Below are 24702 nucleotides of genomic sequence, written 5' to 3' on the forward strand. Positions count from 1 at the left end.
TATCTTAGATCAAACCATAGTAAAAATATTCGTATTAGATTCATCTGTCTGTAGTGTTATTTTTTAAAGTATTGAAAATATTTGATATATTTTATTGTTAGATCATTTAAAGCGGTGGATTGTAAAAAGGTTTAACTCGAAGTGATTAAGTATTTTAATGCTGTTAAGACCAAAGTTTTAAATTCATTTGCAACTTAGGCATGTTTTTCAGCTTCGGCTGTATTGCCATCGAAAATACGAGACAAGTAAAGGAAGGTCAGTAAACCTGACATTACAACTTTAAGCGCTTGATTCAGGTTTTTAGCACGTTTAACCTGCGTCAATAAATCAAAGAAGTCAGCTTTAAACTGTTGAGCTGAATTTAATTCAGGTAAAAGCTAGTGGTAGTTGCTGTCAAACCATTTGGTCATTTCAAGTGTTGTAACGTCGGTACAGTTTGGTGCACGACCACGGGCTAAATAAAATTGTTGATCGACTCGGTTAAGTTTAGATACTGCATTAAAAACATCATCGAACAAAATTAAACATGAAACAAACTAATTAATTTTATGATAAAATGATATTTATTCATTATTATAAGTTTATTGGTTTTTTGCTCATGCTAGAAATTCGTCATTTGAAAACTTTAACTGCATTACGTGAGCACGGTTCACTGGTCGCTGCTGCTAATGATCTGTGTTTAACGCCTTCAGCTATTTCACATCAATTGAAAGAATTAGATCATTGGTATGGGGTAGAAGTGGTCAATCGTCGGAGTAGACCTGTCACATTTTCCAATGTCGGGCAACGTATACTTAAGCTTGCGGATGATGTCTTGCCACAAATTCAAATTACTCAGACAGACATTACTCGGATTGTGCATGGTCAGACGGGGCGAATCATTTTTTCATCTGAATGTCATAGTTGCTTTGATTGGCTCATGCCTTTATTGAATCAATATCGTCATATGTATCCTGATGTGGATCTCGATTTTGCTTCAGGTTTTGAATCAAATCCGCATGAACTTTTGCAAAATGCAGAATTTGATATGTTGATTACCGCCGACCCGATTGCCTTAAAAGGGATTGAGTATTTTCCGATTTTTGAATATGAATCTCGTTTGGTCTTATCCAATACACATCCTTTGGTGAGAGCAGAACGTATCACGGTACAAGAGTTGGCAGAAGAAACTTTAATTACTTATCCAGTGGATAAGCACCGTTTAGATATCATGGCTAAATTATTTATTCCTGCCAATATTTTGCCGAAGCATATTCGTACGACCGATTTAACCCAAATGTTGATTCAACTGGTCGCAAGTGGTCGTGGAATTGCAGCGTTACCGGATTGGGTTGTGAATGAATATGAGCAAAAAGGCTGGGTGACTTCCCGTCGTTTAGACTGCGTTTCATCTACGGGATTACGTCGTACCTTATATGCCGGTTATCGAACGGAAGAGAAAGAAAAAAGTTACTTTGAGGGTTTTTTAAAGCAACTGACCAAGTTCTCTCAAAAGCGTAATCAATACTATTCTGCATAAATAGAATCAGTCTTGATTTGATATTGAGATGATCACAAAACAGATGAGCTAAAGGATAGGCTCATCTGTTTTTAAGACCAAATCATTATTTAATATAAAAACAAAAAAGTTGATTTTTAGATACTTTGATTTAAATTCACTATGCTGCGAGCTGGTCATTCCATTCTGCTGGAATTTTAACGAACTGAAATAATGACTCGCTTTTTTAAGAATGACCAATAAAGAGTGTCAGTATACCTGCGGCAATTAAAGGACCCACGGGAACACCGCGCAAGACAGCAACGCCAGCAACAGTACCAATCAGTAAGCCTGCAACCACATCGGGCTGATTGGTCATCAGTTTAACGCCACGCCCACCCAGCCATGCCACCAAAAGACCAATTGCGATGGCAAGTAAAGACTTCCAACTCATAAATGATTTTAAAATGGCTTCACCTGGAATTTTTCCACTGGCAATAGGTGTCAGTACACCAATGGTCAGAATAATAATACCAATATTTAAACCATGTTGTTGCAAGTAAGGAAAAAATTCACTCAGTGGCGTAATTCGAAAAACAATCAATACGCCAGCTGCAATCGTGACAGCATTATTATGGCTAAAGATGCCACAAGCCAATAAAACCAAGAGTACGATAAGATTTAAATCTAAATTAGACATTACTTTTTGCAGGAGATTAGGAGAGATTATGTCTATTGTATCGGGTTTTAAACTTAGATTTGCTTTAAAGCACTCGAACAATAAAATTAGTCTTCATTTCAGTATAGAATGCGCCTTTCATGCGAGTTAAAAGGGTCATTTATGTTCTTGGAAAAGATGTTGCAGTCGCAAGGTTTTGGTTCACGCAAACATTGCCAACAGCTCATAAAAAATGGAGCGATTGCCATCCAAGGTGAGGTCATGACCAATGCAAAACATAAACTAGATCTGAATCATTTAAGTTTTTCGGTCTATGGTGAACGTTTTGATTATCGTGAAAATGTTTATATTGCTTTAAACAAGCCACAAGATTATGAATGTTCACATCAGGCAACGCATCATTTTAGCGTATTTGATCTATTTGATGATGTATTGATGAACCGTGGTTTGCAATGTGTCGGTCGTTTAGATCAGGACACCAGCGGTCTTTTATTGTTGACAGATGATGGTCAATTTCTACAAGCTTTAACACATCCGAAAAAACATGTTGCGAAAGTATATCGAATGCAAACGGCCGATCCTGTGACCGAACAACAAATGCAGCAATTGAGACAGGGTGTTGAATTACGCAATGAATCGGGAAGTTTTGCCGCAACAGATGTGATAAAAATTGCAGAACACGAATTACAGATGACCATCCATCAAGGGGTTTATCATCAAGTTAAGCGGATGTTAGCGGCTGTGGGAAATAAAGTTGAACAATTGCATCGTCAGCAAATTGGCGCTTTAGAACTTCCAGATTTAGAACAAGGGAAGTGGATTTATCTGAGTCCAGAACAAGTAGAGCTTGCCAAAACACGTATGGCTATTTAAGGAAACAATGATAGGTTTGAAACTCATCATCTTTAATAAAGCCCATTTGTTCATAAAGTTGATGTGATTGATAATTGTTCTTTTCTGTTTGTAGGCTAATGCGTTGTGCATTTGCATGTCTTGCAAATAAAATTGCAGTATCAATTAATTGTTTTGCTGAACCCTGACGACGATACGTTGGGGTGACATAAACATCGTCCAAAATATAATAGGTCGAGCAAGCCACTGAAGAAAAGCCCATATAAAGTAAAATAAAACCGGTCAGAACATCATCTTTTACATGAATAAAAATAACACTTTCTTCATTCTGAAAGCGTTGTTTTAAAAATTGATAGGAAAGCTTTAAATTTGAAGATGCGCCGTAAAATTGTCGATACTCATCGAATAAAACAGCAAGTGGATGTAAATCCTCCAAAGTTGCACGTCTTACGATCATCTGACACTCCATGCTTTTTTATTTTCTTTGCATGAAGCATACCTAAGTTTTTATGAGATTTTTTTAAATTTTGTTTGTAAATGCAACACTGTTAAGTTTTGTCACTTTCACCCAAAATTGCATTTAATTCCTCAAATAAATCTAAATGATCGTCATCTAAAATCGATTCTTGATCGGTCATAGTAGACTGTTCTATATGATTATTTAACGTATTTTGCTGTTGCTTTAATTTTCGAATTTTATTCAGCTGATCTAGATCGATACTCTGATTTTCAATTGAAAAGGGGATAGATTTAGTTAAGACGACTTGCTTGAAAAAAAGTCGAACGGCTTGTGCAGGCGTCATCCCCAATTGCTTAAATACAGCAAAAGCATGCTTTTTTTCTTGGGAGTCAAGTCTTATCTGATAAACTTCTGTTTTTCTCATAATTTTTTGATTACATCTAATTACTTAACTTTTCAGCATTGATTTTAATCAAATCTAATGTAATTTCAATATTCATACACTATATTTACCAAAATAATTTGTAATGACAAGCATATTACAATGTCAGTTCAAAATGTGATGAAAATGCCATTTCTTGTAAAGTCATCGGATCATTGAAACGAATATGCTTTGCAAGCAGCTGAAGTGGTGCTGAAAAATCATCTTCCCTTTTGTGTTGCACCACTGGGTAGAATGGATCATTTTTTATTGCAATACCTAAACTGTTTAAATGAACGCGTAATTGATGCTGTTTTCCTGTAATCGGTTGCAGTTGATATTTGCCCCAAACGGTATTGTGTTCGAGCAAATCAATAGCCGTTTCACTATTTACAGTTCCATCCACCACTTGCATGGTATAAAACGGTTCACCTTTTTGCATTCTTAAGCGGGTACAGCAGGGAAAGGTTAAACCTGCATGAAAAGGTGCGATGGCATGATAGGTTTTTTGAACTTCTCGCTGTGCAAACATTTGTTGGTAGATTGCTCGTGTAGAGACTTGTTTAGAGAATAAAACCACACCCGCCGTTTCACGATCTAGACGGTGAATGGGGGTTAAAAACTCATTGCCCGTTTGTTTTTTTAGACGAACCAAAAGCGTTTCTTGGACGTATTGACCTGTTGGGCTGATGGTTAAAAAATGTGGTTTATCGATCACTAATAAATGTTCATTTTCAAATAAAATTTCATGTTCAAAAGGAACATGTATTTCATGCGCTAAAAAACGATAGTAAAACACATGACTATTTTCAATATAGGGCGAGTTACAGCTTAAAATATTGCCCTGAGCATTATAAATTAAATGACGGTTAAAACGTTGTTGCCATTCATTTGCGGCAATATGTGGAAATTGCTGACACAGATATTGATAGAGATTTTCAGGTGTAGGCAAAATTTGAGGCAAAAACACTTTGCTTGCACTTACGCCATTGAGCATGGGTGGGATGAATTCAGTCTGAGTCATGGGGTGTATCGTGCGTATCAATCAATAAAAAATTACAATGAAATGTAGGAAAAGTTACACATTTAGAAGTGCGAGCATGGGCAATAAAGCAGTGCGATGCTATCATAATTGTTCTTTTGAGTTTTGTCGTGAGTAATATGCAGTATTCATTTAATTTCAACCTAAACAATGAAGACGATACCCAAAATCTAGCACAGGTTTTGGCGCAGCATTTTACCACGGGTGTGGTTTATTTAATTGGTGATTTGGGTGCAGGCAAGACCACGCTGACGCGTTATTTTTTGCAAAGTTTAGGGCACAAAGGTGCGGTTAAAAGCCCCACCTATACGTTGGTTGAGCCTTACACGATTCAAGCTAAAGATATTTTTCATTTCGATTTATATCGCGTAAATGATCCTTATGAACTTGAACTGATGGGAATTCGTGATTATTTAGAAACGCCTGATGCACTATTTTTATTTGAGTGGCCATCCAAAGGTGGCGATGAAATTCCGCAACCAGATCTGATTATTAATATTGAAAAGTCTGAAGATGAGTTGACGCGTACAGCGCATCTAAGTTTTTCATCCGCAGCCCTCAAACAAGCATTAGAGAGTCAATTAAACAATGCGTGATGATTTAAGTGAACGTCGTATTCATACCCTTAACCCTGCGCTGGCCAATCAAATTGCCGCAGGTGAGGTGATTGAACGTCCTGCATCAGTGGTGAAAGAGTTATTAGAAAACTCGATAGATGCGGGTGCGACAGAACTAATTATTCGTGTTGAGCAAGGCGGCAGCACCTTAATTGAAATTATTGACAATGGTCATGGTGTACATCCTGAAGATTTAGCCTTAGCGGTGATGCGGCATGCCACCAGTAAAATTCAAACTGCGGATGATTTACAAGCCATTATGAGCTTGGGTTTTCGTGGTGAGGCATTGGCTTCCATTGCTGCCGTGTCACGTTTAACCTTAACCAGTAGTCAAAATAATGACGGTATTGGTTATCAAGTTGAAGTGAATGGTACAGCTTTTGACCATCAAGACATTCAAGCCGTAGCGACTCAGCAGGGAACGCACATTCGTGTGCAAGACCTTTTTTTTAATGTACCTGCTCGGCGTAAATTTTTAAAAAAACAGGGCACTGAGTTTGGACATATTGAAGAAATCGTACGTCGTTTAGCGCTGACGCATTTTAATATTCGCTTTGTGCTTGAACATAACAATAATATTCGTTTGAATTTACCGATTGCCGATAGTGGTGCATTACGTTTCCAACGTGTTCAGCAATTATTAGGTCGAGCATTTACCGAAAATGCCTATTGGATTGATGCGGATAGTATCAGTATGCGTTTATCTGGATGGTTAGGTCATCCATCTGATGCACGTGGGCAAGCGGATTTACAGTATGTCTATGTCAATGGACGGATTGTGAAGGATAAAACCATTTCCCATGCGCTACGCATGGCTTACGATGGTATTTTGCATGGACATCAACATGCTGCCTATTTACTTTTTTTAGAAGTCGATCCTGAAAATATTGATGTGAATGTACACCCAACCAAACATGAAATTCGTTTTTTAAATCAACGTGAAGTGCATGAATTTGTGCGTCATTATGCCAAAGAGACACTGGCTCAATTTCAAACGGCAAGTGTTGATTTAGCGCAAGCCATGAAAGTGCAAGATGAGGTTGTTCATGCTCAAGTGCAACATCCACGTTATCAGGAACAGTTTCAATTGCATCGTTCTGTTGAGACTCAACAGCCTGTGATGTTGGTTGAGTCATCGACTGAGTTATTAACGGATTTTCATGCCAGCAGCCCACAAACGGTGCAATATTCAGCAGCATCTTCGCAAAGAAGTTATGTAGGCTCACAGCAGGTCAATAATGCCCTGAAAAGCTATTTATCCCCCTTACGAGATGCTGTAACAGCAAACGCTGCAGATGTAGAATTGAACCAGTTTGAGCAAAATTCAGCAGTCAAGGTGGATGAGCATCCTTTGGGGATCGCAATTGCACAATTGCATGGCATTTATATTCTTGCGCAGAACATCGAAGGCTTAATTATTGTGGATATGCATGCTGCACATGAGCGCATTGTGTTGCAACAAATGAAAGCTGCGTGGGATAAACCTGAATTTTGGACATCACAGCAATTGCTCATTCCTAAAGTGATTAGCATTAGTCGTATGCAAGCCATGCGTGTGGATGATTTAAAAGATCAGCTTGCGCGTTTGGGTCTTGAAATGGATCAATATGGCGATGAACAGGTGATTGTACGTGGTGTACCCGCTATTTTACATAAAGCCAATTTTGAATCTTTAGTACCTGAATTACTCAATGATTTAGACCCAAATGATGAAGCTCAAGGCTTATTACAAAAACGTGATCAAATCTTAGCAGGCATGGCATGTCATGGGGCAGTCCGTGCCCATCGAATCCTGAGTCTTTCAGAAATGAATGCTTTGTTACGTCAAATGGAACAAACCGAATTTGCCAGTCAGTGTAATCATGGACGTCCAACTTGGCGTGCATTTCCACTTTCACAGTTAGATAAACTTTTTGCTCGAGGAGAGTAGTTGTACATGTCAAATCAATTGCCGGTCATCAATTTAATGGGACCAACTGCAAGTGGTAAAACCGCTTTGGCATGTGAGCTTTATGAGCAAGGTCATTTTGAGCTCATATCTGTCGATTCTGCGCTTGTTTATCAAGATATGGACATTGGTACAGCAAAGCCGACGAAAGAAGAGCAGGCGCGCTATCCACATCATTTGATCGATATTATTACTCCTTTGGAAGTTTATTCAGCAGCAAATTTTGTCGAAGATGCTTGTGTGCTGATTGACGACATGCATGCACGTGGAAAAACCCCGATTTTAGTCGGAGGAACGATGCTGTATTTCAAGGCTTTGTTAGAGGGCTTGTCGAGTAATTTACCCAGCGCAGATTATGCGGTTCGTGCTGAAATTGAAGCTCAAGCGGAGCAACAGGGCTGGGATGCAGTTTATGCCGAATTATGTAGCGTAGACGCATTGGCGGGTGAGAAATTTAAGATCAGTGATAAACAACGAATTATCCGTGCATTAGAGGTTTTTAAACTCACTGGGCAGCCGATTACAAAACTACAAGCTGAACAACCAAAAAATGTACCATATCGCTACACTTTTCATAATCATGCTTTATTGCCAGATCGTGTAGAATTGCATAAACGTATTGAAAAACGTCTTAAAACTATGTGGGATATCGGATTTTTACATGAAGTAGAAGTACTGATTGAAAAATACGATTTGAATGATAATTTACCCTCAATGCGTTCCGTCGGTTATCGTCAAGCTATAGAATTTATACAAAAAAGTGACCAAAGCAATGAAAAACGACAAGAAATGGAGGATAAGTCTTTATTTGCGACACGACAACTTGCAAAACGTCAATATACTTGGCTCAGATCTTTGCAAGAGTCGCATAATTTTAAAACATATTTGACGATAAAGCAGGCTCAAGAAGACTTGCGAAACTGTTACGGATAAAGCAAAATTTAGTAACTATCTTTTTTATAATTTTTAATTGAAAAATAGAGATAGTTTTTGCGCTGATTTTTAAATTTTTTGGAGTTATAACATGTCTAAAGGTCAAACTTTACAAGATCCGTTCTTGAATTCTCTCCGTAAGGAACGTATCCCTGTTTCTATCTTCCTTGTGAACGGTATTAAATTACAAGGTCATATTGAATCTTTTGACCAATATGTAGTTTTATTAAAAAATACGGTAAGCCAAATGGTTTACAAACATGCAATTTCTACAGTTGTTCCTGCACGTAATCCACGTCCTGCTGGCGCTCCTGCTGGTGCTCAAGGCGCTGGTGGCTTCGGTGGTGCTCAACCTGGTCAAGGCGGCTTCGGCGGTCAAGCTGGTGGCGGCTTCGGCGGTCAACAGGGCGGCTTCGGTGGTCAAGGTGGCTTTGGCGGTCAAGGCGGCTTCGGCGGTCAAGGCGGCTTTGGCGGTCAACAGGGCGGCTTCGGTGGTCAAGGCGGCTTCGGCGGTCAACAAGGTGGCTTCGGCGGTCAGCAAGGCGGCTTTGGTGGTCAGTCAAATACTGGTTTTGACGCTGAAACTAAATTTGAAGACTCTCAAGAAGACGAAAATAATCGTTAATTGTTGATTCTTAAAAAACCTCTCCTTGTGAGAGGTTTTTTTGTGAAAAATTTTAGTTTTACATCAATAAATAGATGTAATCGTTTTTAAATAAAATTAAAGTAGCGGTAAAATTCAGTTGAAATAGCCAAGCATAAAATAGAATTATTTATGTAATAAAAAAACCAGCTGCTGATAGCAACTGGTTCTTTATTGAGAATAAATAAGTTGAGATTATTTATTTTTTTTACGATCAAGATTTGGGTCTTTTATCTCTACAAAGGCATTACTGCGAATTTCACGTAACCAACTATCTAACTCTGAATCAAATTGACGTTCACCTAAAATTTGACGAGCCATACGTTCTTGATATTCGCGGGTCATGTCTTGTTGACGAGTATCTGTCACTTGAAGAATGTGCCAACCAAATTGTGTTTGGAATGGTTCACTGGTTTGACCAACAGGTGTGCTTTTCATACGTGCTTCAAACTCAGGAACCATGACACCCGGGCTTACCCAACCTAAGCTACCACTATCGCGTGCAGAGCCAGGATCATTGGAGAAAGTGGATGCGAGTACTGCAAAATCTTCACCCGCTTTTAAACGGTTATAAATGCTATTGATCTGCTGTTTTGCATTGTCTGGGCTGACCACTTCTGATGGCTGAATCAAAATATGGCGTGTTTTATATTGAGACACAATCGCTTTTTGCTCTGCACCTTTACGATCGACCAGTTTTAAAATGTGTATACCGTCACGTACAGGAATTAAATCCGTTGTTTGACCCACTTCTAAGGGGGTTACACGTGCTGCAAGTTCGCTTGGAATTTCAGATAGATTACGAAAGCCCATATCGGCACTTTCAACTTTTACGCCATTGGCTGTAAATTTCTTATCAATTGCAGCAACATCATTACTCTCTTTTAATGCGGCTTTAACTTGTGCGGCAACCTTTTCAATATCTTTTTCACCCGAAACACGTACGTGTAATACGTGAACCTGATTGCCTAATGCCGCTTGACCTTGTGGGGTCTTTAAGAAATTTTCAACGTCTTGATCACTAATTTTAATTCGTGACATCACCATTTGCTGACGTAAACGATTAATGGCTAAATCTTCTGCAATACGATTGCGCAGAGATTCATACGTTCCCGGTGCAATGGCATCTAGTTTTTGTTGAAAAGCTTCTAAGCTTTGACTTCCAGACTGGTTTGCAACTTTCATGACTGCTTCATTTAAGCTTTTTTCATCCGCTTTAATGTTGTAGCGTTTAACTTGTTCAAGTTGTGCTTGACGAATAATGAGTTGGTCAAGTGCTTGTTGTTGCAAATATTGCTCTGGCGGAACTGGTTTTTTTTGCGCTTCAAGTTGATGCTTGATTTCCGCAATATTTTGTTCTAAATCGCTTTTTAGAATGACACTGTTATCTACTACAGCAACAACCTCATTTTTTGATTGTGCGAAAGTAGTCATTGATGAAGATAAGGCTACAGCAAGCGCAGTCGCTTTAAAAAAATGTTTTAACTGGATTGTCTTCATTAACGTTGTGTCCAAGATTGATTAATATTATTGAAACCTAGAATACGATTCTCTAGTAATGATGAAAGCTTGTTATTGAAACCACCTAAGCCTTTCAGGCTAATTTCAGCCATGATGGCACGTTTAGCGTTCACACCATCTTCATTTACATTGTCTAGGTCGTTGTAGTAAGAACGTCCATACACTGAAACACCCCAACAACACGACTCATAATTGACACCGAGTAAATATTCACGTGCCACGTTATTTTCGATATCGTATTGGGCATGACCCATAATGCGCCAGTTATTGGATATTGGCTGAATGAAAGACGCCACCACTTGATCATACTGATCTTGTCGGTTTGGAATATCTTTACGATAGAAGTAACCGACATTATAAAGATTGCCTTTATCGCCAGTGTAATAAAGCTGTAAATCACGTTGAGCATTGTCACCATTCGACATCCAAGCCGAGTTTGCACCAATACTAAATTTTTGTGAAAGTTGGCTAGAGACACTTAAAACAGGGCCTGTATGGTGCTCAGTATCAAACTCATCTGCAACATTATCTAAACTAACGCGACGATCTTCAAAATAATAACTTTGACCAATACCAGCTTTTAAGCGCTCTAAGCCAATTTCATCAAATAGGCTGTAGCTTAGACCAAGCGTTAAGAAGTTATTGTCTTCTAAACGGTCATGTCCATAGAAACGGCGTGCACTAAATAATTGATCATAATTAATAGAGGCGGTTGCTGAGTCAAAGTTCGGATGACCTGTTTGGTTTCTATAGGGTGCGTAAGCATAAAATGCGCGTGGAGTCAGGGTTTGTAGGTACTTACCATCTTTTTCAAAGGTTAAACCTGTATCTAGAGTGAATTGCGGTACAGTGACTGATTGCTTTTCATCTGAAGAATTGGTGTTTTGGTTGCTATTGATGGTGTCTTGGTCGTAGAACGTGTTGATGTTACGAATCGATACTTCTGGAATGACAAATGACCACGGGTTACGGTAATTATAACGTACAGCAAAGTCATTATAGATACGAGTACCACTTGGTTCGAAGGTGGTACTTGTTCCATTGCTGGCATCGCTAATGTCTTTTTTGAAGTAAGCGGTATCGTGATTAAACTCGTATTGTAAACCCAGTGGATTACCTGTTTTATAATTTAACAGGAACTGTGGTAAACGTGCGTAAGGACGGTCTTCATCAGAAACGGTTTTATCCAAGGTTTGGAAGTTTTCAACCTTTAACTGAGCTTTTAAGCCGGGAATACCATTTTTATAGTTCAGTTCCCATGCACGACGTAAGTTTAAATCGGTTTTAGAGTTTGGATTATTATTTAAATCAGTAAAATAATCTTTATCTGATGCGTAGTTATAATCTAGGTTGGTAGAGAACTGTTCATTGATTTGCCAATTATGCAGTAAATGTAAGTCTTTACGGTCTTGGTCATCATACTTCTCATCAGAAGCTAAATAACCGCCCCAAATCATACCTGAGCCGAAGTTTTCAGTTAAATAACGGAATTCACCTTCAAGCATTGGCCCACGATCAGCAATATAGCGTGGAGTCACTGTAGCATCGTAATTGGGTGCCAAATTTAAATAAACAGGTACAGCAAGTTCTATACCGCCATCATTGGTGAAGCCAAAACTTGGGCTTAAAATACCTGTCGTGCGGCGGTCATCAATCGGGAAGTTAAAATAGGGAACAGCTAAAACGGGAACGTCTTTAACATAAAGTTTGGTTCCGTGCGTTTCTCCGCGACCAGTTTCTTGATTCAAGGTAATTTTATTGGCTTGGATTTTCCAAGTCGGTGTTTCATCTGGTGGGCATGTGCTGTAAGTCGCATTGTTCATGACCACAATATTTTCAGAAGTGCGGGAAATTTTTTCCGCGCGACCATGCGCATGTTGTTGTTCTGAAATATAGAAGCTGTTATTTAAATCGCCTTGCTGCGTTTTTAGGTTGTAATTGATTTGATCACTTTGGGCGAGCAAACCCGCTTGAGCCATTTGCACACGGCCTTCAGCATTGGCAAAGGTTTGTGTTTTATCAATGGTGATTTTATCGGCACGAATTTGACGACCATCTTGGTCAATCATTACGTTGCCTTCAAGTACCGAGTCACCATTTGGATCATAATGCCCATAATCAGCAGTTACCACTGAAGTCGCTTCAGCAGCACCTACCGCTTTGGTCTCAGGACTGATCGGGGTGATCCAAGCGCCTTGACAATAAGCTGAGCTTAAGTACTGTCCTTGCCGTTGTTTGGCTTCGGGGACTGACTTGTCAACGTAGTATTGTTCAAAAAACTGTTGTCCAGGATAAGCTTCTTGAATGCTGTCCTTCATTTTTTGATTGTTGACAGTCGAAGCTGGAAGTGTGGACTCAGCATAGCTTGAAATCGAGCTGCCACATAAAAGGGTCAAGATAGCAGTCGCTAAAGGATTAAATTTGAACTGATGCTTCATTTGTCTCATTAACCAAGTATGCTTAATCGCAATTAATTATTCTCGCATCATAGAGAAAAAGTTGATAAGTGGCTACACTTAGTACTTTAAAAACTCAGCCTGTTTTAGAATTTATCGCAAATGAAAACACAACGTGAACAAATCATACATACATGGATTACATCTGTACTTGATTCAGATCAATTTGAAATTAATTTTTTGCCAGGCGATGCAAGCTTCCGTCGTTATGCACGAATCAAGTTGAATAATAAAACATTTATGCTTATGGATGCACCACCAGAAAAAGAAGATTGTGTACCTTTTGTGACGATTGACCAGTTTTTCGATACGCATGGTGTTCGTGTACCGCATATCGTTGCAAAAGATTTACAGCAAGGTTTTTTATTACTTGAAGATTTTGGTGATGTTTTACTCTCAACTCTGCTGAACGATGACACTGTTGATGCCTATTATGCGCAAAGTTTTAAACAGTTAATTGAATTGCAAGCGATTGATGGTGTGAAACAATTTCCTGAATATTCGTATGAAAAATTGCTCAGCGAGATGCAATTATTGACCGATTGGATGCTGCCATCACTGCACATTGAGCCAAGCAAAGAAGAGCAGGCGTTAATTAAACGAACCTTTGCAATTTTGGCCAATGCTGCATTGGCACAACCACAAGTGATCGTGCATCGCGATTTTCATAGCCGTAATTTGATGAAAATTGAAGGTGAAACGGAACTTGGGGTGATTGATTTCCAAGATGCCGTGATTGGCGCGGATACTTACGACCTAATTTCTATTACCCGTGACGCTTATGTGCAGTGGAATGCCGATCAAGTTTATGCATGGTTTAAGGTTTTCTATGATTTGTTGCCTGAAGCTGCAAAACAAGACCGTGATTTTGAACAGTTTAAACGTGATGCTGATTTAATGGCGATTCAACGACACATTAAAATTTTAGGTATTTTTGTACGTTTATTTGAGCGTGATGGAAAAACCGGTTACCTCAAAGATTTACCGCGTGTGATGTGGTATTTACTTGAAGAAAGTAAGCCGTATGCAGAATTACAACCGTTTATGCAGTTTATTCACGCTAAAGTAATGCCGAAATTTGAAGCCAAATACGGTATTTACGAGGTTGCTGCATAATGAAAGCCATGATTTTAGCTGCGGGTCTAGGAAACCGCATGCGTCCACTGACTTTATACAAGCCCAAACCATTGCTTGAAGTGGGTGGTAAGCCATTGATTGTATGGCATATCAAAAAACTAAAAGAAATTGGTGTGACTGAAATAGTCATTAATTCAGCATGGCTAGCAGATGTTCTGATTGGTGCTTTGGGCGATGGTTCACAGTTTGGCGTACAGATTCGCTGGACACGTGAGGATGAAGGGTTAGAAACCGCAGGTGGCATCATTAATGCTTTACCCTTACTTGGGACAGAACCTTTTATACTGGTAAATGGTGATGTCTGGACCACCTTTGATTTTCGTTCTTTACTTGATGTAAATCTTGAAAATGATCTTGCTCATTTGGTCTTGGTGAATAACCCTGAACAGCACCCGAATGGTGATTTTACCCTTACAGCAGGGCGAGCGTATACCTTTGATCAAAATCAACAGGGTGAAAATTTAACCTTTAGTGGGGTTTCCGTCATTCATCCTAAAATGTTTGATGGTCTGGAAAATGGCAAACGACCACTTGCACCTTTATTAAAAAAGGCCATGTTGGATGGAAAAATTTCAGCAGAAAAAATGCAAGCAGCTTGGGTTGATGTTGGCACACCAGAACGATTAAGTGACCTAGATCTACAGATTCGTCAAGGGATGTACGCTTAAGTGCATAATCACTAGGCGTTAACTAGTGTTCCACGGCTTAGAAATCGGTATACTTCAGTTTAATTTTATTGAGATGTCTTCTTTATGCATCCTTTTTTTCAAGACTTAAAGCAAGGTAGTCAAAAGCTTGGCTTAGATTTGAGTGAAGAAGCATTAAATTTATTGCTGAAGTATCAAGATGCACTTGTGCTGTGGAACAAAGCTTATAATTTAACAGCGATTCGTGATCCTAAAGAAATGTTGGTGAAACATTTGCTTGATAGTCTAAGTATTTTAAAAGACTTACCACAAGGTCGTTTGCTTGACATTGGTACGGGCGGCGGTATGCCGGGCATGATCATTGCTTTGTGTCAGCCAGAACGCGAATGTGTTTTACTCGATTCAAATGGCAAAAAAATTCGTTTCTTGAAGCAATTTATTGCTGATTTAAAACTAAAAAATGTAATTGCAGTGCAAACACGTGTTGAAAATACTGACAGTATTGATGACTTGGGACAATTTGATGTCATCACCAGTCGCGCCTTTGCATCCTTAATTGACTTTGTTGCTGCATCGAAACCGTATATGCATGAGCACAGTATCATTGCTTCAATGAAGGGCTTAATTCCTGAAGAGGAAGTTGCAGTCATTAAGCAAGAATTTAGCTGTGACATCGTTGCATTAACGGTTCCGCGCTTAGATGAACAGCGTCATCTACTTTTGTTAAAACGTATTTAATTATTTTTGAAGGGTTGGGGTTACCATGGCACAAATTATTGCGATTGCGAACCAAAAAGGTGGTGTAGGCAAGACCACAACCGCAGTAAATTTGGCAGCATCGTTAGCTGTGTTAAAGAAGCGCGTTTTACTTGTGGACATGGATTCACAGGGAAATGCCACGATGGGATCTGGTATCCAAAAAAATGATCTTTTATATTCAGTTACGGATGTTTTGTTGGGCGAAGTTCCGATTGAAACAGCCATTACCAAAGCTGAAGTGGGTTATAAAGTTTTAGGTGCAAATCGTGATTTAGCCGGTGTGGAACTTGCGATTGCGGAACAAGAGGGTCGTGAGTTTATTCTGCGTGAAGCATTAAAAGAAATAGATCATTCTTTTGATTATATTATTGTCGACTGTGCACCTAGTCTAAGCTTAATTACAGTCAATGCTTTAGCTGCGGTGCAGGGCGTACTTATTCCAATGCAATGTGAATATTATGCACTGGAAGGTTTAGCTGATTTGACTCAAACCATTGATCGTATTCAACAAGCACTGAATCCTGATTTGAAAATTATAGGTGTATTGCGCACCATGTATGATGCACGAAATGCATTGACGCGTGATGTTTCCGAAGAGCTTGAACAATACTTTGGCAAGAAACTGTATGACACCGTTATTCCGCGTAATGTGCGCTTAGCAGAAGCACCTGCACATGGTTTACCGATTATTTTCTTTGAAAAAAGTTCAAAAGGTGCAGTTGCTTACTTAAATTTAGCAGCTGAAATGGTAAAAAAAAGTAAAGTACAAAAAGGAATGACAGCATGACCATAAAAAAACGAGGTTTGGCTAAAGGTCGTGGTTTGGATGCCTTGCTTGGTTCAATCCAAAAAGAAAAACTACAAATGGAAGCTCAGGCTTTAGATCATGGTCAGTTAAAACAAATTAATGTTCATTTGCTGACCCGTGGTGAATATCAACCTCGACGTTTTATTCATGAGCACGATCTTCAAGAGCTTGCGGCTTCAATTGAAAAACATGGTGTGATGCAGCCGATTGTCATCCGTCCAATCGATGACGAAAAATTTCCTTATGAAATTATTGCTGGTGAGCGCCGCTGGCGAGCTGCACAACTAGCAGGTTTAACTGAAATTCCTGCGATTGTGCGTGATTTAACCGATCAAGTTGCGATTGCTTTAGCATTGATTGAAAACATTCAACGTCAAGATTTGAATCCAATTGATCAAGCAATGGCGTTACAGCGTTTTCATGAAGAGTTTGGCTTAAGTCACCAAGAAATTGCCGATACCGTCGGCAAAGCACGGACGACCATCAGTAATTTATTGCGTTTACTGTCCTTGGCAGAATCGGTCAAAGATTTTATGCAGCAAGGTTTGCTTGACATGGGGCATGCCCGTGCAATTTTAACTTTAAAAGCCAAAGATCAGCTTAAAGTTGCAGAACATGTGATTGAAAAAAGTTTATCTGTGCGTCAAACAGAGCAATTGGTGCGTGATTTGAATGCACCGAAACAAGAAAAAGCCAAAGCAGACGTTGCACCAGATATTCAACAATTAACACAACGTTTAGCAGAACGTTTTAGTGCAGATGTAAAGATTGATCATAATAAGCAAGGTAAAGGAAAATTAGTCATTCAATATCATTCTTTGGATGAATTGGATGGCATTCTAAATATTTGTTTCGCAGAATAATTTTTTATTTTATTGGGGAAATACATGTGGGAATTAGTCAAAGCAGGTGGGTGGTTAATGCTGCCCCTTGTTTTATGCTCGATTTTTACTGTTGCAATTACAATTGAACGCATGATTCGGTTAAAAAAATCGCTGATTTTGCCAAAAGCATTATTACTGAATCAGACTCAAAATGCACATGCGGTCATGCAGCAATTACAACAAGATGAAGCATTAAAAGGCAGTACCTTGGGACGTATTTTTACTGCTGGCTATCAAAGTAAAGATCAAAATGAACAATATGCTCGTGCGCAAATGGAAGTCACGGCTTCTCAAGAAATTGGCTATTTGGAAAAAAATATCAATTTCTTAGGTACATTAAGTGCTGTAGCGCCACTTTTAGGTTTGTTGGGTACAGTTTTAGGTATTATTGAATCCTTCCTAGTGATCGATTTAGGTACTAATAGTAATCCAACACTGATGATTCCAGGTATCTCAAAAGCCTTGATTACCACCGCAGCAGGGATGTTTATTGCAATTCCAGCATTATTTGCTTATCGTTATTTTCAGCGTTTAGTGCAAGAATATGTTGCCGAGCTTGAGCAACAATCGACATTATTTCATGCGGCTCTTTTCTATCAAAATTCTACAGTTGAAGAACAAGATCTTAGAAAAGCAGGTTAGGGTGAAAAATGAAATTCAAACGCACACAAGTTGAAGATATTCACATTAACCTGACACCCATGATTGACTGTTTATTGTTTATCTTGGTTTTCTTATTGTTATCAACCACATTTAACCAATTTAGTCGTATGAATTTAACCTTGCCCGATGCGCAAGGTGTTCCGCCTAAACAATATGAACATAAAATTGAAGTGGTTGTTGATGCTTCAGGGCATTATTCAATTAATGGACAATCGATCGCGAGTAAAGATGTTGTTGATTTAAATACTGCAATTAAACAGATTTCTAATGAACGTCGTGATTTAATGTTTGTGATTGCTGCCGATGCTAAAGCCACACATCAAGATGTGATTCGTGTGATGGATGTTGCGGGTCAGCTCGGGTTTGTTAATATCAATATTAGTACTAAAGTTCCGTCTAGAGGTTATTAGTGAAGCAAGATTTTAAAGTCTATCTACGTCTTTTGGGCTATTTAAAGCCTTTTTGGGGTATAGCGATATTAGTTTTTATCGGTTTTGCAATTAGTGCAGCAACAGAAGTATCTATTGCAAAATTATTAGAAAAAATCATTACCGCAATCCAACATAGAGATCAAGGCTTTACTTCTATATTTCCTTTTTTAGTGGTCTTATTGATGTTTTTCCGTGGCGTAGGCTCCTTTATTGGGGGCTATTTCACGGCAGTGATATCGCGTAATTTAGTCTTTAATATCCGTCAGGAAGTTTTTGGTAAGTTGCTTAGACTGCCATCTCAATATTATTTAGACAATACCAGCGGTCATATCACCGCTAAAATTATGTACAACGTGGAGCAATTAACCGCTGCCTCATCTGAATCACTTAAAATCGTTGTGCAACAAGGTTTGATTACTATTGGGTTGTTAGGGTATTTGTTGTATAGCAATTGGCGACTGACCCTGATTATTCTGATTTTTGCTCCGTTGATGGGTTTCCTGATTCGTAAAGCGTCGAAACGTATGCGGATATTGTCCATACAAGTTCAAGACACCATGGGTGATGTCAACCATGTGGTGCAAGAAACAGTGAATGGTAATTTGGTGGTAAAAGGTTTTGGCGGCCAAGAATATGAACAAACTCGTTTTAAAGATCACTCGCTTGAAAATTTAAAACGTGGTTTGAAAATGGTGGTGGTGCAGCAGCTCAATAGCCCTGTTGTGCAATTCATTATGTCAATTGCTATGGGTATTATTATTTGGATTGCGTTACGACCAGAAATTTTACGTGATACCAGTGCCGGTGAGTTCGTTGCTTACATTACAGCAGCGGGTATGCTAAGCAAACCAATCAAAGCATTAACCGATGTCAATGAAAAATTACAACGTGGTATGGCGGCAGCGCATTCAGTTTTTGAATTACTCGACTTGCCTGAAGAGCAAAATACAGGGACGTTAACGCCTGTGCTTAAAGGTAATATTCAATTGCAAAATGTGAATTTAATTTATGCAGATGGCCATCAAGCGATTCATGATTTTAATTTAAATGTTAAAGCCGGTGAAACGGTTGCTCTGGTTGGGCGTTCAGGTGCAGGTAAAACGTCCTTAGTGAATCTACTGGTGCGTTTTCAAGAGACCAGCTCTGGTCATATTTATTTAGATCAGTACGATATTCAAGATATAGACTTGAACTCTTTGAGAACCCAAGTTGCGATGGTGAATCAGCAAGTGGTGCTATTTAATCGTACTGTTCGTGACAATATTGCCTATGGACAGCTCGAAGGTGCAACCGATGCCGATGTTATTGCCGCAGCAAAAGCCGCTTATGCACATGACTTTATTATGGCTTTACCGCAAGGCTACGATACACAACTGGGTGCACAAGGTTTGAACTTGTCCGGTGGACAACGTCAGCGTATCGCCATTGCACGTGCCATTTTGAAAAATGCACCCATTTTGATTCTAGATGAAGCCACCAGTGCCTTAGATAACGAATCGGAATACTATATTCAACAGGCTTTTGATGCTGCCATGCAGGATCGCACAACGATTGTGATCGCGCATCGTCTATCGACCATTGAAAATGCTGATCTTATTGTGGTGATGGATAAAGGTAGAATTGTCGAGCAAGGTACGCATGCGGAATTAATTGCTAAGCGTGGCGCTTATCACCAATTGCATCAGCGTAATTTTGAGGAAAATTGATTTATGTCAATTGCACAATTGATTCAAGATGCTTGGAATAAACAAGCGAAGTGGTTAATTGTGCTTAGACCTTTGGCATGGCTCTATCGTGGCGGTTTTTTATTGAATAAAAAGCTCTACCAAATGGGCATTAAATCAAGTTATCAAGCAGCCGTACCCGTGATGGTGATTGGAAATATTACCGTGGGCGGGAGTGGTAAAACACCATTACTGATCCAACTGGTCAGTTATCTACAAAATAAAAATATTCGTGTTGGTGTGATTAGTCGTGGTTATGGTGGAAAAGGGCCGTTTCCAGCCTATGTTGATTTGGAATCTGTGCCAGATGTCGTCGGTGATGAACCTTGTTTGATTGTGCAGTCAACAGGTGTTCCTATGGTGGTGGGTTCAAATCGACAACAGAGTATTGAATATCTATTATCCAAACATGATTTGGACTTAATTGTTAGTGACGATGGTTTGCAACATTTGGCTTTACAGCGTCAAATTGAGTGGATTGTATTGGATCAAAATCGTGGTTTAGGCAATCAGAAATTATTACCTGAAGGCTATTTAAGAGAACCCGTTAGTCGGTTAAATACAGGAACCGTGATTGAGCATGCAGCAAGTCCTAAAACGGCTTTAAATATGCATTTAGAGGTGAATACGCCTTATTTACTCAATGCAATCGAAGCTAAAATTTTTAATCCAGCCAATAATTTCTATGCTGTCGTCGGGATTGGTTTTCCGCAACGTTTTTATAAAACTTTAGATTCTATCGGTATTCATCAATTTCAATGTCATGAATTTCCAGATCATTATGATTATGAAATCACAGATCTGCAATTTGAAGATAGCAATCCAATGATTACCACTGAAAAAGATGCAGTGAAAATTTTGCCTTTATTAAAGCAAAATCCAGATTTTAAACGGGAAATTTGGGTGGTTCCTGTTGAAGCAGCACTTTCACCTCAGTGTTATGAAATTTTACATCAGCAATTACAGCAAGTCGGTATTCAAATTTCTTAAGGTTCATCATTTATGAAACATATTGTTATTCCTGCGCGTTTTGCAAGTTCACGTTTACCCGGTAAGCCATTGTTAGAAATACATGGTCGTCCAATGGTTTTACGTGTGGTTGATCAAGCAAAAAAAGTCGCAGGTTTTGATGACTTATGTGTTGCTACCGATGATGAGCGTATTGCTGAAGTTTGTCGTGCTGAAGGGATTGATGTTGTGCTGACCCATGCAGATCATCCATCGGGTACAGATCGCTTAAGTGAGGTTGCTCGAATTAAGGGTTGGGCAAGTGAAGATATTGTGGTTAATGTACAGGGCGATGAACCTTTGCTTCCAGCACAATTGGTACAGCAAGTTGCGCAATTATTGCAATCACAGCCTGAATCTTCCATGTCAACATTGTGTGAACCAATTCATAGCCTAGAAGAATTTAAGCGTGACAGCATTGTGAAAGTGGTGATGTCTAAATACAACCAAGCTTTGTATTTTAGTCGTGCGACCATTCCTTATGATCGTGATGGCGCTCAGCAACAGGTTCAATCATTGCATCCGCAAGCATATCGCCACTTAGGTTTATATGCTTATCGCGTCAATTTGCTACAAGAATATGTGTCTTGGGACATGGGTGTGTTGGAGCAGCTTGAAAGCTTGGAACAATTACGCGTACTGGAAAATGGTCATCGTATTGCGATTGCGGTTGCAGAAGCAAACTTGCCACCGGGTGTCGATACACAAGCCGATTTAGATCGTCTAAATGAAATGGATGTATCTTGCTTTGAGTAGGATTTTGGCGCAGGTTGGATTTAAATTTAATGCAGAATAATGTGGTTGCACAAGTTTACCCATGGCAAAAAACGGTTTGGGATACGCTCACGGGGCGTTTCCCAAAACTTGGTCATGGCTTACTTTTTTATGGCAAAAAAGGCTGTGGTAAAGAAGCTTTTGCACAGCATTTTTTGGCATGGGTTTTGTGTGCAAATCGACATGAGAACAATGCTCCCTGTGGTGAATGTAGTAGTTGTTTATGGTTGAAGTCAGATACTCATCCGAATTATGTGTATATCAGCACAGATGAAGAAAATAAAAAGCAAAATGCGAAAATTAAAATTGAAAAAATTCGTGATTTATTGCCTTTTGTGCAACAAACCGTAGATGGTTGGCGTGTCATTGTGATTGAGCCAGCGGAAGCACTTAATATTGCTTCTGCAAATGCATTGTTAAAAACACTTGAGGAACCGGGTGATCGGATTGTCATTATTTTATTGGCCGATCACTATTTGAAACTTCCTGCGACTATTCGTAGCCGCTTACAGCATTTTGCTTTGGATCGTATGTCTGAAGCGCAAGCAGACGCATATTTGACTGAGTATTTGCCAGACTTAGATCAGACACAAAAACAATTGTTACTTAATTTATCCAATCAAATGCCGCTGCAAGCAATGCAACTGGCAAGTGCTGAATGGCCAAATAAACGACAAGAATTTTTAAATGATTGGCAAAAACTCGTGACGCAAAAGAATATGCCGATGGCAATTGCGACCAAGTGGAATAAAGCACTTAATTTTAGTGATTTTGCGCAAATGTTTGAATACTTGTTGTCCGATTTAATTTGTGTCAAGCTAAATCAGCAAGTCAAAAATCATGATTTGGATTTCACTGTACTATCAGAACAATATTCATTGGAATTCTTATTTGGTATTTACGCTGACTTGCAACAATCTAAACAATTTATTGAGCAGAATGTACAAAGCAACTTAGTGCTTGATCAATTGTGTATAAAACTAATGAATATTTAAATTTAAAGGGGAATGTGATGCAACCACGTATGGGCGGTATTATTCAAGTGAATATCCCAGATAAAGACACTTTGTACGCCAGCTATATGCCTTATGTTGTGGGTGGCGGCTTATTTGTTCCAACCAAGCAACCGATTAAATTGGGTGAGGAAGTCTTTGTACTGGCAACTTTACCTGAGCAATCACAGAAAATTCCTTTAACAGGTAAGGTGATTTGGATTTCACAAAAACAAAATGGAATTAAATTACAAGGCTTTGGTATGCAGCTTTCAGGAGAGAAAGGCATTTATTACAAATCCGAAGCCGAAAAATTGCTTGCAGGTATTAAGTCTGAAGGACGAAGTAGTTACACTATGTAGTTGTTAAACTCTTTAGGATCTTACCGTGTTTGTAGATACGCATTGCCATTTAACCATGCTTGATTTAACGCCTTATGATGGTAACTTAGATTTAGCGTTAGCACAGGCGCGTGAAGCGGGTGTATCCAAATTCATGAGTATTTCAGTTGATCTGGATGATCATATCGAGCTTGCTAAAATTGCAGCACGTCATGATGATGTTGGGTACAGTGTTGGTGTGCATCCTTGTGAAGATCCTGCGACGATGGCGCGTGCCACCACAGAGTATTTAATTGAGCTTGCGCAACCCGAAAAGGTTTGGGCAATTGGTGAAACAGGCTTAGACTATTTTCACAGCACAGACTTTATTGCAGAACAAAAAGAATGCTTTGCACGACATATTCATGCTTCTCAGGCGGTAAAAAAACCTGTGGTTGTGCATACCCGTTCTGCAAAACATGACACGGTTGATGTTATTCGTGCTGAAAAATCGACCCACGGTATTTTGCATTGTTTTACTGAAGATTGGGAAACCGCCAAGGCCGTTCTGGATTGTGGTTATTATGTGTCATTTTCCGGTATTGTTTCGTTTAAAAATGCCCAAGATTTAAGAGATGTGGCGAAGCAAGTGCCACTTGATCGTGTTCTGATTGAAACGGATAGTCCTTATCTTGCGCCGATGCCTTATCGAGGGAAATCTAATGAGCCAAAATACGTTCCCTATGTAGCCAAAGCCTTAAGTGACGTATATGATAAGTCTATTGAGGAAATTGCTTTCATTACCATGCAAAACTTTGAAAACCTCCTCAATTTAAAGTAAATAATTCGAATTGATATAAGCGCATAAGAGAGTTACAGAGTGAAGATGGATCGTCAGGCTCAGTTTCGGGCAAGAGAAGCGTTAATTTTTCAAGTTGCAGAGCAACTATTGTTAGAAAATGGCGAATCAGGAATGACACTTGATGCGTTGGCAGCAGAACTGGATCTTGCCAAAGGGACTCTGTATAAACATTTTCAAAGTAAAGATGAACTCTATATGCTTCTTATTATTCGTAATGAGAACATGTTATTAGAAATGATTAAAGATGCGGAGAAAGCTTTCCCAGAGCACTTGGCATTTTTTATGTTGCATCATTTGCATCATCCTGAACGCACAGTATTGTTTCATCAAATTGAAGAACGTCTTTCTACGACAGGTGTCGGTATTCATCTTTTGTTTAGCGAACTTTATCAGGTACGAAAACAGCGCTTACGCATTATTTTTCGCATGACTGAAAGTTATTTGGAAAATATTCAAAGTGCGATGTCTGTGCGTGACTATTTAGCTTCAATTTGGGCTTTAACACATGGTGCGGCAGCAATATTAAATTCTAGTTTCTATCAGCGTTATTTAGGTTCACGCGATACACTTCGTGTTGCCTATATTGATCAGGCTTTGGCGATGCCCAAGAAGCAAATGAGTTCAACGGAACAGTTCGCTTAAAG

The 24702-nt window shown here is 39.1% G+C and carries 26 protein-coding genes and 1 pseudogene; 20 read left to right on the forward strand and 7 right to left on the reverse strand.

Annotated elements, in window-relative coordinates; genetic code table 11:
• Positions 1-194 precede the first annotated feature (194 nt).
• Positions 195-518: pseudogene (locus F994_RS17095) on the reverse strand (hypothetical protein).
• 80 nt (positions 519-598) lie between these two features.
• Between F994_RS17095 and F994_RS03605 the strand changes: the two are divergent.
• Positions 599-1519 (forward strand): LysR family transcriptional regulator, encoded by a 921-nt coding sequence (locus tag F994_RS03605; RefSeq protein WP_034696653.1) that lies wholly within the window; start codon positions 599-601, stop codon positions 1517-1519.
• A gap of 205 nt (positions 1520-1724) precedes the next feature.
• Here F994_RS03605 and F994_RS03610 read toward each other — a convergent pair whose 3' ends face one another.
• On the reverse strand, positions 1725-2177 hold the full coding sequence (locus F994_RS03610) for a DUF441 domain-containing protein (RefSeq protein WP_004648726.1): 453 nt from the start codon (positions 2175-2177) through the stop codon (positions 1725-1727).
• Between the two features lie 141 nt (positions 2178-2318).
• Here F994_RS03610 and F994_RS03615 point away from each other — a divergent pair, with 141 nt between their 5' ends.
• Positions 2319-3029 (forward strand): pseudouridine synthase, encoded by a 711-nt coding sequence (locus tag F994_RS03615; protein ID WP_004648727.1) that lies wholly within the window; start codon positions 2319-2321, stop codon positions 3027-3029.
• Here the strand turns inward: F994_RS03615 and F994_RS03620 are convergent.
• The 3 genes from F994_RS03620 to F994_RS03630 all read right to left on the reverse strand — a co-directional run bounded on the left by F994_RS03620 (position 3022) and on the right by F994_RS03630 (position 4913).
• Entirely contained in the window at positions 3022-3465 is a 444-nt protein-coding gene (locus tag F994_RS03620) for a GNAT family N-acetyltransferase (protein ID WP_004648728.1), read from the reverse strand. The two genes, F994_RS03615 and F994_RS03620, sit on opposite strands and share 8 nt — an antisense overlap.
• Before the next feature lie 91 nt (positions 3466-3556).
• On the reverse strand, positions 3557-3892 hold the full coding sequence (locus F994_RS03625; RefSeq protein WP_004648730.1) for a type II toxin-antitoxin system RelB/DinJ family antitoxin: 336 nt from the start codon (positions 3890-3892) through the stop codon (positions 3557-3559).
• Positions 3893-4007: 115 nt separating this feature from the next.
• Positions 4008-4913: a pseudouridine synthase gene (locus F994_RS03630; protein ID WP_004648731.1), complete on the reverse strand. Its 906-nt coding sequence runs from the start codon at positions 4911-4913 to the stop codon at positions 4008-4010.
• A gap of 137 nt (positions 4914-5050) precedes the next feature.
• Here F994_RS03630 and tsaE point away from each other — a divergent pair, with 137 nt between their 5' ends.
• The 4 genes from tsaE (at position 5051) to hfq (ending at position 9054) form a co-directional block, all read left to right on the forward strand.
• The gene (gene tsaE / locus F994_RS03635) at positions 5051-5527 is read left to right on the forward strand and encodes a tRNA (adenosine(37)-N6)-threonylcarbamoyltransferase complex ATPase subunit type 1 TsaE (protein WP_004648732.1); all 477 of its coding nucleotides are present in this window, start codon (positions 5051-5053) and stop codon (positions 5525-5527) included.
• Positions 5520-7478 carry a DNA mismatch repair endonuclease MutL gene (gene mutL / locus F994_RS03640; RefSeq protein WP_004648733.1) on the forward strand — a complete coding sequence of 653 codons (1959 nt, stop codon included), beginning with the start codon at positions 5520-5522 and terminating at the stop codon, positions 7476-7478. The genes tsaE and mutL overlap by 8 nt, the downstream gene beginning before the upstream one ends.
• A 6-nt stretch (positions 7479-7484) precedes the next feature.
• Complete coding sequence (gene miaA / locus F994_RS03645) at positions 7485-8429, forward strand: tRNA (adenosine(37)-N6)-dimethylallyltransferase MiaA (protein WP_004648734.1); 945 nt, start codon at positions 7485-7487, stop codon at positions 8427-8429.
• 91 nt (positions 8430-8520) lie between these two features.
• Positions 8521-9054 carry an RNA chaperone Hfq gene (gene hfq, locus F994_RS03650; protein WP_004648735.1) on the forward strand — a complete coding sequence of 178 codons (534 nt, stop codon included), beginning with the start codon at positions 8521-8523 and terminating at the stop codon, positions 9052-9054.
• Positions 9055-9267: 213 nt separating this feature from the next.
• Here hfq and F994_RS03655 read toward each other — a convergent pair whose 3' ends face one another.
• Both F994_RS03655 and F994_RS03660 read right to left on the reverse strand, forming a co-directional pair.
• Entirely contained in the window at positions 9268-10572 is a 1305-nt protein-coding gene (locus F994_RS03655; RefSeq protein ID WP_004648736.1) for a peptidylprolyl isomerase, read from the reverse strand.
• Positions 10572-13031: an LPS-assembly protein LptD gene (locus F994_RS03660; protein ID WP_004648737.1), complete on the reverse strand. Its 2460-nt coding sequence runs from the start codon at positions 13029-13031 to the stop codon at positions 10572-10574. The genes F994_RS03655 and F994_RS03660 overlap by 1 nt, the downstream gene beginning before the upstream one ends.
• A gap of 120 nt (positions 13032-13151) precedes the next feature.
• Between F994_RS03660 and F994_RS03665 the strand changes: the two genes are divergently transcribed.
• From F994_RS03665 to F994_RS03730, 14 genes are all read left to right on the forward strand, one after another.
• Positions 13152-14165 (forward strand): aminoglycoside phosphotransferase family protein, encoded by a 1014-nt coding sequence (locus F994_RS03665; RefSeq protein WP_004648738.1) that lies wholly within the window; start codon positions 13152-13154, stop codon positions 14163-14165.
• Positions 14165-14854 carry an N-acetylmuramate alpha-1-phosphate uridylyltransferase MurU gene (gene murU / locus F994_RS03670; protein WP_004648740.1) on the forward strand — a complete coding sequence of 230 codons (690 nt, stop codon included), beginning with the start codon at positions 14165-14167 and terminating at the stop codon, positions 14852-14854. The genes F994_RS03665 and murU overlap by 1 nt, the downstream gene beginning before the upstream one ends.
• 84 nt (positions 14855-14938) lie before the next feature.
• Positions 14939-15571: a 16S rRNA (guanine(527)-N(7))-methyltransferase RsmG gene (gene rsmG, locus F994_RS03675; RefSeq protein WP_004648742.1), complete on the forward strand. Its 633-nt coding sequence runs from the start codon at positions 14939-14941 to the stop codon at positions 15569-15571.
• Positions 15572-15596: 25 nt separating this feature from the next.
• Positions 15597-16379, forward strand: coding sequence for a ParA family protein (locus F994_RS03680; RefSeq protein ID WP_004648743.1), 783 nt, complete (start codon positions 15597-15599; stop codon positions 16377-16379).
• Complete coding sequence (locus F994_RS03685; RefSeq protein WP_004648744.1) at positions 16376-17263, forward strand: ParB/RepB/Spo0J family partition protein; 888 nt, start codon at positions 16376-16378, stop codon at positions 17261-17263. Before F994_RS03680 ends, F994_RS03685 begins: the two co-directional genes overlap by 4 nt.
• A gap of 24 nt (positions 17264-17287) precedes the next feature.
• Entirely contained in the window at positions 17288-17926 is a 639-nt protein-coding gene (locus tag F994_RS03690; protein ID WP_004648745.1) for a MotA/TolQ/ExbB proton channel family protein, read from the forward strand.
• An 8-nt stretch (positions 17927-17934) separates the two neighbouring features.
• On the forward strand, positions 17935-18357 hold the full coding sequence (locus F994_RS03695) for an ExbD/TolR family protein (RefSeq protein WP_004648746.1): 423 nt from the start codon (positions 17935-17937) through the stop codon (positions 18355-18357).
• Positions 18357-20084: a lipid A export permease/ATP-binding protein MsbA gene (gene msbA, locus F994_RS03700; protein ID WP_004648748.1), complete on the forward strand. Its 1728-nt coding sequence runs from the start codon at positions 18357-18359 to the stop codon at positions 20082-20084. The genes F994_RS03695 and msbA overlap by 1 nt, the downstream gene beginning before the upstream one ends.
• Before the next feature lie 3 nt (positions 20085-20087).
• On the forward strand, positions 20088-21092 hold the full coding sequence (gene lpxK, locus F994_RS03705; protein ID WP_004648749.1) for a tetraacyldisaccharide 4'-kinase: 1005 nt from the start codon (positions 20088-20090) through the stop codon (positions 21090-21092).
• A gap of 12 nt (positions 21093-21104) precedes the next feature.
• Positions 21105-21866, forward strand: a complete 762-nt coding sequence (kdsB, locus tag F994_RS03710) for a 3-deoxy-manno-octulosonate cytidylyltransferase (RefSeq protein WP_004648750.1) — start codon at positions 21105-21107, stop codon at positions 21864-21866.
• Positions 21867-21895: 29 nt separating this feature from the next.
• Positions 21896-22879, forward strand: coding sequence for a DNA polymerase III, delta' subunit (locus F994_RS03715; protein WP_004648751.1), 984 nt, complete (start codon positions 21896-21898; stop codon positions 22877-22879).
• Positions 22880-22896: 17 nt separating this feature from the next.
• On the forward strand, positions 22897-23238 hold the full coding sequence (locus F994_RS03720; protein WP_004648752.1) for a PilZ domain-containing protein: 342 nt from the start codon (positions 22897-22899) through the stop codon (positions 23236-23238).
• A gap of 25 nt (positions 23239-23263) precedes the next feature.
• Positions 23264-24037, forward strand: a complete 774-nt coding sequence (locus F994_RS03725) for a TatD family hydrolase (protein WP_004648753.1) — start codon at positions 23264-23266, stop codon at positions 24035-24037.
• A gap of 45 nt (positions 24038-24082) precedes the next feature.
• Positions 24083-24700 (forward strand): TetR/AcrR family transcriptional regulator, encoded by a 618-nt coding sequence (locus F994_RS03730; protein WP_004648754.1) that lies wholly within the window; start codon positions 24083-24085, stop codon positions 24698-24700.
• Positions 24701-24702: the final 2 nt, after the last annotated feature.

The organism is Acinetobacter bohemicus ANC 3994 (assembly GCF_000367925.1).
Lineage (GTDB): Bacteria > Pseudomonadota > Gammaproteobacteria > Pseudomonadales > Moraxellaceae > Acinetobacter > Acinetobacter bohemicus.

What these genes read in the sequence shown, in the direction of transcription:
- F994_RS03690 (WP_004648745.1), top strand. Translation starts at nt 17,288, where the DNA reads ATGTGGGAATTAGTCAAAGCAGGTGGGTGGTTAATGCTGCCCCTTGTT.
- F994_RS03730 (WP_004648754.1), top strand. Translation starts at nt 24,083, where the DNA reads ATGGATCGTCAGGCTCAGTTTCGGGCAAGAGAAGCGTTAATTTTTCAA.
- F994_RS03685 (WP_004648744.1), top strand. Translation starts at nt 16,376, where the DNA reads ATGACCATAAAAAAACGAGGTTTGGCTAAAGGTCGTGGTTTGGATGCC.
- F994_RS03680 (WP_004648743.1), top strand. Translation starts at nt 15,597, where the DNA reads ATGGCACAAATTATTGCGATTGCGAACCAAAAAGGTGGTGTAGGCAAG.
- F994_RS03695 (WP_004648746.1), top strand. Translation starts at nt 17,935, where the DNA reads ATGAAATTCAAACGCACACAAGTTGAAGATATTCACATTAACCTGACA.
- murU (WP_004648740.1), top strand. Translation starts at nt 14,165, where the DNA reads ATGAAAGCCATGATTTTAGCTGCGGGTCTAGGAAACCGCATGCGTCCA.
- F994_RS03615 (WP_004648727.1), top strand. Translation starts at nt 2,319, where the DNA reads ATGTTCTTGGAAAAGATGTTGCAGTCGCAAGGTTTTGGTTCACGCAAA.
- F994_RS03605 (WP_034696653.1), top strand. Translation starts at nt 599, where the DNA reads ATGCTAGAAATTCGTCATTTGAAAACTTTAACTGCATTACGTGAGCAC.
- lpxK (WP_004648749.1), top strand. Translation starts at nt 20,088, where the DNA reads ATGTCAATTGCACAATTGATTCAAGATGCTTGGAATAAACAAGCGAAG.
- kdsB (WP_004648750.1), top strand. Translation starts at nt 21,105, where the DNA reads ATGAAACATATTGTTATTCCTGCGCGTTTTGCAAGTTCACGTTTACCC.
- hfq (WP_004648735.1), top strand. Translation starts at nt 8,521, where the DNA reads ATGTCTAAAGGTCAAACTTTACAAGATCCGTTCTTGAATTCTCTCCGT.
- F994_RS03610 (WP_004648726.1), bottom strand. Translation starts at nt 2,177, where the DNA reads ATGTCTAATTTAGATTTAAATCTTATCGTACTCTTGGTTTTATTGGCT.
- F994_RS03620 (WP_004648728.1), bottom strand. Translation starts at nt 3,465, where the DNA reads ATGATCGTAAGACGTGCAACTTTGGAGGATTTACATCCACTTGCTGTT.
- F994_RS03665 (WP_004648738.1), top strand. Translation starts at nt 13,152, where the DNA reads ATGAAAACACAACGTGAACAAATCATACATACATGGATTACATCTGTA.
- F994_RS03655 (WP_004648736.1), bottom strand. Translation starts at nt 10,572, where the DNA reads ATGAAGACAATCCAGTTAAAACATTTTTTTAAAGCGACTGCGCTTGCT.
- F994_RS03660 (WP_004648737.1), bottom strand. Translation starts at nt 13,031, where the DNA reads ATGAAGCATCAGTTCAAATTTAATCCTTTAGCGACTGCTATCTTGACC.
- tsaE (WP_004648732.1), top strand. Translation starts at nt 5,051, where the DNA reads ATGCAGTATTCATTTAATTTCAACCTAAACAATGAAGACGATACCCAA.
- rsmG (WP_004648742.1), top strand. Translation starts at nt 14,939, where the DNA reads ATGCATCCTTTTTTTCAAGACTTAAAGCAAGGTAGTCAAAAGCTTGGC.
- F994_RS03720 (WP_004648752.1), top strand. Translation starts at nt 22,897, where the DNA reads ATGCAACCACGTATGGGCGGTATTATTCAAGTGAATATCCCAGATAAA.
- miaA (WP_004648734.1), top strand. Translation starts at nt 7,485, where the DNA reads ATGTCAAATCAATTGCCGGTCATCAATTTAATGGGACCAACTGCAAGT.
- F994_RS03625 (WP_004648730.1), bottom strand. Translation starts at nt 3,892, where the DNA reads ATGAGAAAAACAGAAGTTTATCAGATAAGACTTGACTCCCAAGAAAAA.
- mutL (WP_004648733.1), top strand. Translation starts at nt 5,520, where the DNA reads ATGCGTGATGATTTAAGTGAACGTCGTATTCATACCCTTAACCCTGCG.
- F994_RS03630 (WP_004648731.1), bottom strand. Translation starts at nt 4,913, where the DNA reads ATGACTCAGACTGAATTCATCCCACCCATGCTCAATGGCGTAAGTGCA.
- F994_RS03715 (WP_004648751.1), top strand. Translation starts at nt 21,896, where the DNA reads ATGCAGAATAATGTGGTTGCACAAGTTTACCCATGGCAAAAAACGGTT.